This is a genomic window from Synechocystis sp. LEGE 06083 (assembly GCF_015207725.1).
GTDB lineage: Bacteria > Cyanobacteriota > Cyanobacteriia > Cyanobacteriales > Microcystaceae > Synechocystis > Synechocystis salina.
Genome location: NZ_JADEWJ010000197.1, coordinates 1 through 7,269, shown reverse-complemented (window position 1 = coordinate 7,269; position 7,269 = coordinate 1). Strand labels below are relative to the sequence as shown.

At 47.5% G+C, this 7,269-nt stretch carries 7 protein-coding genes and 1 pseudogene; 5 read left to right on the top strand and 3 right to left on the bottom strand.

All coding sequences use genetic code 11. From position 1 onward, the window contains the following. Positions 1-497: pseudogene (locus tag IQ219_RS14090) on the bottom strand (sulfite reductase, ferredoxin dependent); the annotation flags it as partial. A 252-nt stretch (positions 498-749) separates the two neighbouring features. Between IQ219_RS14090 and IQ219_RS14085 the strand changes: the two are divergent. The 4 genes from IQ219_RS14085 to IQ219_RS14070 all read left to right on the top strand — a co-directional run bounded on the left by IQ219_RS14085 (position 750) and on the right by IQ219_RS14070 (position 2,912). Continuing rightward, positions 750-1,412 carry a hypothetical protein gene (locus IQ219_RS14085; RefSeq protein ID WP_194073026.1) on the top strand — a complete coding sequence of 221 codons (663 nt, stop codon included), beginning with the start codon at positions 750-752 and terminating at the stop codon, positions 1,410-1,412. A gap of 79 nt (positions 1,413-1,491) precedes the next feature. Next, complete coding sequence (locus IQ219_RS14080) at positions 1,492-2,187, top strand: hypothetical protein (protein ID WP_194073025.1); 696 nt, start codon at positions 1,492-1,494, stop codon at positions 2,185-2,187. 156 nt (positions 2,188-2,343) lie between these two features. After that, complete coding sequence (locus IQ219_RS14075; protein WP_228017116.1) at positions 2,344-2,598, top strand: AbrB/MazE/SpoVT family DNA-binding domain-containing protein; 255 nt, start codon at positions 2,344-2,346, stop codon at positions 2,596-2,598. Further along, complete coding sequence (locus IQ219_RS14070) at positions 2,583-2,912, top strand: type II toxin-antitoxin system PemK/MazF family toxin (RefSeq protein ID WP_194073024.1); 330 nt, start codon at positions 2,583-2,585, stop codon at positions 2,910-2,912. The genes IQ219_RS14075 and IQ219_RS14070 overlap by 16 nt, the downstream gene beginning before the upstream one ends. 374 nt (positions 2,913-3,286) lie before the next feature. On the opposite strand, the gene IQ219_RS14065 is transcribed toward IQ219_RS14070, so the two are convergent. Then, on the bottom strand, positions 3,287-4,870 hold the full coding sequence (locus IQ219_RS14065) for a Na+/H+ antiporter (RefSeq protein WP_194073023.1): 1,584 nt from the start codon (positions 4,868-4,870) through the stop codon (positions 3,287-3,289). 446 nt (positions 4,871-5,316) lie between these two features. Here IQ219_RS14065 and IQ219_RS14060 point away from each other — a divergent pair, with 446 nt between their 5' ends. Continuing rightward, positions 5,317-6,264 (top strand): LysR family transcriptional regulator, encoded by a 948-nt coding sequence (locus IQ219_RS14060; RefSeq protein WP_190599145.1) that lies wholly within the window; start codon positions 5,317-5,319, stop codon positions 6,262-6,264. A gap of 119 nt (positions 6,265-6,383) precedes the next feature. Here the strand turns inward: IQ219_RS14060 and IQ219_RS14055 are convergent. After that, positions 6,384-7,269, bottom strand: an 886-nt coding sequence (locus IQ219_RS14055) for an S-layer homology domain-containing protein (RefSeq protein ID WP_228017115.1), incomplete at its 5' end; no start/stop codon positions are given.

Genomic DNA, 7,269 nt, shown 5'->3' with positions numbered 1-7,269 from the left:
GCATAGTCCCAGGCATAGCCATATTCGGGTTTATCCCGGAACGGAGCCGCCGGAGCCATCACGTTACGGTTAATATCCCCACAGGCCCCCAGGGTGGAGCCCAAATTATTCACCACGGTGGCGATCGCCATTTTCAGGTCTTTTTTGACAATGCCGTGGATTTGTAAACCTTGCCTGGTGGTCACCCGGAGAGTCTGGTTGCCATGGGTTTTGGACAGATCATCCAGGGCGGTGTAGAGTTGGGCCGGAATTAATCCCCCCGGATTACGGGTGCGGAGCATAAACTGATAATCCTTTTCCTGGCCCTTAACCCGATTATCCCGATTGTCCTGCTGGTAGGAACCGTGGAATTTCAAAATTTGGACAGCATCATCCGTAAAATAATTCGCATTATTCAACAGTTCGGTGGCCAGGGGTTCCCGTAAATAATTGCTTCTTTCCTTGATGCCTTCAACCTTGGATGGTTTACGGGGGGCGGCGGTGGGGGTGGTTACCATTAACTCTCTCTATGTAATCGACGGGAAAATCGTCCGTGGTTAATCCACAGAAAACCCTATTTTAACTTTAATAGTGGGCGAGAGATATCATTCCCTTGGTCAAGCGGCGATCGCCAAATAGTTTTCTCTCCCCAAATTTGAGAACAGCAAAACCGATTAAGTTTCAGCCAAATAGCTTAATATTGACCCCAATCAACGGACTTTCTCCCCCTTGGACCCCAAGTTACTGCCCCTCGCCCTCCTCTCCACCAAATGTTAAAAATTCTGCAAAAACTGCTCATCGGTGTTCTCACATTTTTTCCCACCATAGCCCTGGCCGGGGTGCCCAACGGGACTTGGTTATCCCAGCCCCAAATCCGTTTCTACGCCAATCGAAACGCCCTAGATCAGGTAATGAGGGACATTCAAAGCCAGGGTTACCGCCTCGTCTTCCTGGATTTTCGGGGGGTAGCGGACGATGTACAGGAACAAGTTAGTCAACAAGCCCGCAACCATAACCTTATTCCCATTGCCTGGATCCAATCCCCCCAATACCGCCGCCTCACCATTGAGCAAATTATTAACGAAGCCCGCCACACCGATGGATTACAGGTGGATGACCATTTTTTTGCTAACTATTCCGCCAGGGATTTTGAGTATTTAGCCAACCAGTATCGCAAGTTTATTTTTTGCTCCATCCAACCATTCCAAAAGAATCTTGTGCCCCGCTATGGTTGTAACCAAATTGATGTGCAATGTTATACTTCCCCCACATTTAAGCAATGTCTTAATTTGGCCAACCAACTTAATGCTGTGGTCAGTCTTTACGAAAAAGATACCTTCAAATACCGGACCCAAATAGGAGGCAAGAACTTTAATGTTTTCCTTTGGCCTTACATCAACCAACGAATTTCCGACACGGGCAACTTTCGCTAACCCAACCTGCGCCATACTAATGCGATCTGAGGCTGGGAAGCGTTCCCATGGGGGTTGTAATTGTTAGAGGCTCTTAACCATGAATATCCGGGATATTGGTGCTTTTTTGGCCGCTACTGTGATGTTAGGACAAGGGGGGTCAGTGGTGGCGGAGGTCAATTGGATTGTTAGGCCTTTGGTTGACTCAGCCCATAACACCGTTAGTTGCCTGGGCCTGTACCAAAACTATTCCCATCAGTTAACCAAAGACCAACTGATTTTATTTATTCCTGGGGAATTTGAGCAAATTGAACTAGAGCTTAGTTACGGTGGCGCAAAGCCAACCCTATCTTTGGCCGTGGGGGAAAAATCCACTTTTGGGGTGGTGATTACGGGGGAAATTTTTGCGGAATTACTCCAAGCAGAGCAGTTAACCATTAAAGGGCATCAAGCGAGTCCCACCACCAGGGAATCTGGTGCCGAGTTAATCATCGAGAGTCTCAATTTAGCGGGCATGGCGGAAGCAGTGGCTGTATTGCAAGGGGAAACCTGTGCCACGGGGGAAATTTATCAGTTCCCTGCCCCATACTTTTTGCGCTACGAAGACCCCATTGCGCCAGACCTGGTGCCCCAGCCTATGAATGTACCCAACTGGGATAAACCCCCCAGCGGTCCCCGCAATAATAATATTCAATTTCCCCGGCCTTCCCGCCAAGGCCTACCCGATACCACCGGTGGTGGTGGTACTAGGGCGATCGACGATAACAACAATGACAATCCTGACAGTCCTTTTTGAGGTTCTGGAGTCTATTGCCAAGGCTTTAATTTACGCTCATTTCATTGGTTGGGTGAACACCTCGGCTAGCCTGGGTTTGTTCCATTGACATTGCCATTTATCGTACCCACAATGTGGATACAGCTAAATTCCACTCACTTTTTAGGGATGTTCACTATGGTTAGGACTCGCATTGTCAAAGTGGGAAATTCCCAAGGTATTCGTATCCCCAAGCCATTACTCGAACAAAGTGGTATTAAGACAGACGTGGTTATTGAAGTAAAAGAGAATACTTTGATTATTCGCAATGCCCAATCCTCTAGGGAAAATTGGGAGAGTGCGTTTCGAGAAATGGCAAAACAAGGAGATGATTATCTCTTGGATACTCCAACGGCGACAAAATGGGAGCAAGCTGAATGGGAATGGTCGTAAACCGCTTTGAGGTGTTTTTAGTTAATCTTGATCCAACGGTGGGCAGTGAAATTCAAAAAACTAGTCCCTGTGTGGTGATTTCTCCCAATGAAATGAATCGTCATATTGCCACGGTGATTGTAGCCCCAATGACGACCAAAGGCAGACCTTATCCTACTCGGATTAGTTGTGAGTTTGATGGCAAGGCGGGACAAATTGTTTTGGATCAAGTCCGTACAGTGAATAAAGCCCGTTTAGTTAAAAAGTTAGGTTTACTGGATGCAGATACTCAAAGTAAGTTGTTAGCTGTTTTAGCAGAAATGTTTGCCGAATAACCACTGTTTAAAATTCATTCAAAGAGTTACTTAAGGCGGGGGAAATTTGATTTTTGTAAAAGTTCAAACTCCGGCTAGTACGGTTTTCCCTTGGTCGTTTTGTCGGTCAATTCTTGTCCTTGAGGGTCACTGGCTAGAAAATCTGCCACATCATCAAGGATTGCGTAAAATCCGGAGGGATAGAAACCAATAAGAAAGCTAGACCGGACACAGAGGGCTTTCTCTGAATCATTAACCCGGCTTCCTCTTTCCAACAGAGTTTGAGCTTTCGACGCTCCCTTCGGCAAATACACGACGGTACTTGGTCGGAAAATCACCAAAGGGATATGTGCATGGTGAAGAAATAGTGATTTCTCCATACATTGGTTAACTACCTAGGATTGTTCGACCGCATTTTCACCCTCCAGGGTGACCAATAACGGCATAATATTTTCCTCCAAGCGACCCATGCGAATCAGATCGGCATAGGTTTCCGCTTCGATGTCCAACACTGTCTGGTCAAACTTTTTGTTGGCCACTTCCTGCAATAGGGGATATTCCTGTAAGAGCAGTTTGAGTTTGTCGGTGACGCTTTGCAACTGGCCTTGGACTAATTCCTGCTTATAACGCAACCGCTCTGGATCAATGTCAGGAAATTCATCGGATTTTTGTATTTCCGCCAACACCCGCCGTAGGGCAATTTGTCGGGATACTAGCTCCGCATACTCCAACCGTTGGGGTTGATCGCCAATTAAATCCAAGCCTTTGAGCACAAATTGGGTAGTTAGTCCTTGCACCAATAGGGTGAACAGCACCACACCAAACACAATGTCGATAATGGCCTGTCTCTCGGCGATCGCCTGGGGCACACTCAAGGCCACGGCAATGGCCACAGACCCCCGTAATCCTCCCCACCACAGTACGGTTTGCTCCTGGAGGGTAATATGGGTACTGCTAATTTGATCACTCACCTTGTTGCTAATAAGGCTCAGACCAAAAACGCTCACTAAGCGAGTCACCACCACTGCGGCAATGGCAATCAAAATCAGATTGAGGTGATCCGAAAGACTGCTTAGGCCAATTTGATCACCAATGAGCAGGAAGATAATGGAATTCACAAAGAAAGCAACAAATTCCCAAAAAATGCTGACAATCAACCTGGTGCGGGGATTCATGCCAATGCGGGATCCGTAGTTGCCCAACACCATGCCCACTACCACCACACCAATTACCCCCGAGCCCCCGAGGTTTTCCGCCAAAATATAGGCACCATAGGCCGACACTAGGGTAAGGGATTGCTCCACAAAGGGCAGGTCAAATCGTTGGGTTAACAGGGATAAACTAAAACCAATCAGCAGGCCACAGCCCACCCCAATGCCGATCACTGTGACAAATCGAGCTAGGGTAGTGGACAAATCAAAAGTGCTAGTGCCCAGGGGAATGCCCACCAAAATAAGGAAGACCACCACCGCCACGCCGTCGTTAAACAGGCTCTCCCCCTCCATTAGGGTATTTAATTTTTTGCTAGCCCCCAACTCTTTAAACAGGGCAATTACCGATACCGGATCCGTGGCTGAAAGGGCCGCCGCCGCCAAAAAGGCGATCGCCAACTCCATGCCCCCCCAGTAGGAAAGGGGAAAGGCAATGCCCACCACACAGATGACCACCCCCAAGGTGGCAAAGAGGGTAATGGGAAACCAATTTTCTTTGAGATTGCGCCACTGCAAATTCCACGCCGCTTCAAATAGAAGAGGAGGCAGAAAAATTTCCATGATCAATTCCGGCGACAGATTGATCAGTTTCACATCCACAAAGGCTAGGGCCATGCCCACAATTACCAACAGCAGGGTGTAGGGAATTCTCCGCAGAATTGGCACCGTCTTGGACAGGGTCGCAATGCTTAGGGAAACCGAGAGCACAATTAGAAATTGCTCTAGGTTATAGGAAATCGAGAGGGATTCGTTGACCGCTGTATCCACGGTTTAGGCTCCTTTCTGGCTGAAATCTCCCCCATTATGGGGCCACTCCGGTCTGGGGGCAAAGTAAACCCTAGAGTTTGGGTCAATCCATGGCCGCCTCAGCAGATTTTTTCCGAGGCAAAAGTCCATTGATCCGGGGAATAACCAAAAAATAAACCCAGATGACCGTCCATTAATTCCAATTCACCAGACTAAGCTTGTCAAAATCATTGGTTTTATTCTATCATCAGTTATCTGATAACAATCTCAGGTCTATGCAAGTGAAGATCATGGCCATTAGTTTATCCCAGTTATTGACTCCAGTGCGGCCTAGACCAAAGCCCGGCCAGGACTGGCAACCAAAAAATTACTGAAATTTAGCTTCAGTTCCAGTCTGGGTTTAAAAAAATTTTAATCCGCCTCCTCAAATTGTCCCTCCCCATCTAATCACCATCTTCATCAAGGACATGCAAGCAACCTTACACCAACTAAAAGTTTTTGAAGCCACCGCTAGACATGGCAGTTTCACCAGGGCAGCAGAGGAACTTTACATTACCCAGCCCACCGTTTCTAGCCAAATTAAACAGTTATCTAAAACCGTAGGGCTTCCCCTGTTTGAGCAGATTGGCAAACGACTCTACCTGACGGAAGCGGGACAGGAACTGCTGGTCACTTGTCAAGATATTTTTCGTCGCCTAGATAACTTTGCCATGAAGGTGGCAGACATCAAGGGGACAAAACAGGGGCGTTTACGCTTGGCGGTAATTACCACGGCCAAATATTTTATTCCCCGTTTACTGGGGGAATTTATCCAAAAATACCCGGGCATTGAAGTTTCCCTCAAGGTGACTAACCATGAGCAGATTCGTCACCGGATGCAAAATAATGAAGATGATTTGTACATTGTTAGTGAGCCGCCGGAAGAAATTGACCTTAATTACCAGCCTTTTTTAGATAATCCTTTGGTGGTCATTGCCCGTCGGGACCATCCCCTAGCGGGAAAAAGCAATATCCCCATTACGGCTTTAAATGATGAAGCGTTCATTATGCGGGAAAAGGGTTCCGGTACTCGTTTAGCAGTACAAAATCTGTTCCACCGTCACTATGTTGATGTGCGGGTGCGGCTGGAATTGGGCAGTAATGAAGCAATTAAACAGGCGATCGCCGGTGGCATGGGCATTTCTGTGTTATCCCAACATACCCTGGTGTCCGAGGGAGCCCGCAGTGAGCTGGCCATTTTGGACATTGATGAATTCCCCATCAAACGCCGTTGGTACGTGGCTAACCTAGCGGGCAAACAACTGTCGGTCATTACCCAAACCTTTTTGGACTATCTCACGGCCGTTACCAAAAATATGCCGCCCCCATTTGCGGAGCAGTTAACGGCATCAAAATCCGTGGTGGAAATTTCCTAGTCCCTAGTCCATGGCTGGTTAGGAACAGTAGGTCAAGGCCAACTCAGTTGATTTGAGTACGGCCTTGGCATTGGCAATGGTGATTTTGCCTCGTTTCGCTTCTTTGTGCTAGCTGAAAGTTATTCCTGACGCAGAAGTAGTTCACTACTTTGGGATTGATTGCCCTGGGTGGCGGTCATTCTTACCCGATAAACGGTACCCGAATCTCGATTGAATTGGGGAAGATAAACAATAAATCGCCCTGTTTGATCAGCCCGCACAGTGGATTGAAAAATAGTTTGGGAAAAATTTAACACTCCGATCACATTGCGGAAAGTTTCCAAGTTGACTTCCACATTGGCATCGGGGAGGGTTTGACCCATTAAATTATCCGGTAAACGAATCACATCGTTATCGTTAAAGTTAGTGATTTCTGGCCGCAGAACGTAACCGACATTGCCGGGATCGTAGGGATAGCTTGGATTATCGATATTAATGGCGATCGCCTGATTGAATTGTCGACTAACGGAGTTTTGTCCGGAACGACTCAGGAAGACCAGCGGTCTGGCGTTAATTTGTCGGTCATTACGACCAATGCGGTAACTAGTTTCGTAAATGCCAGACTGTACCTCATTCATAGTGACAGAAAGATTCTGATTCAGCCCCTCCAATTCAAAACTGGCATTGGCCCCTGGGCTACCATAGACCCGGATTAGCAAGTCGTCCCCTTCCCGTAAAGGCTGGCGGGGATTGCTATTGGTTTCAATCCGTTCGATTATCAAACTGCTTAGGGGGGTGGGAGTAGGGCTTGGCGTTGGGGAACTGGGGTTATTAAGGCCGATATTAATGGGAGCAAAGCTGCCGTCCCCTAACTTAACTAAAGTTTGATAAACTAATCCCGCCACTTCCCCCCTGGTGGCCAAATTATTGGGATTAATTTGGTTGGTATTGGGAAAATTAACAATGATGCCCGCATTGGCCGCCCTCGCCACACTATCCAGAGCCCATTCTGGCACGGCTTGCGCG

Bases quoted from the DNA above. Each gene is read 5' to 3' on its own strand.
- IQ219_RS14060 (WP_190599145.1), top strand. From the start codon at position 5,317: ATGCAAGCAACCTTACACCAACTAAAAGTTTTTGAAGCCACCGCTAGA.
- IQ219_RS14085 (WP_194073026.1), top strand. From the start codon at position 750: ATGTTAAAAATTCTGCAAAAACTGCTCATCGGTGTTCTCACATTTTTT.
- IQ219_RS14080 (WP_194073025.1), top strand. From the start codon at position 1,492: ATGAATATCCGGGATATTGGTGCTTTTTTGGCCGCTACTGTGATGTTA.
- IQ219_RS14070 (WP_194073024.1), top strand. From the start codon at position 2,583: ATGGGAATGGTCGTAAACCGCTTTGAGGTGTTTTTAGTTAATCTTGAT.
- IQ219_RS14075 (WP_228017116.1), top strand. From the start codon at position 2,344: ATGGTTAGGACTCGCATTGTCAAAGTGGGAAATTCCCAAGGTATTCGT.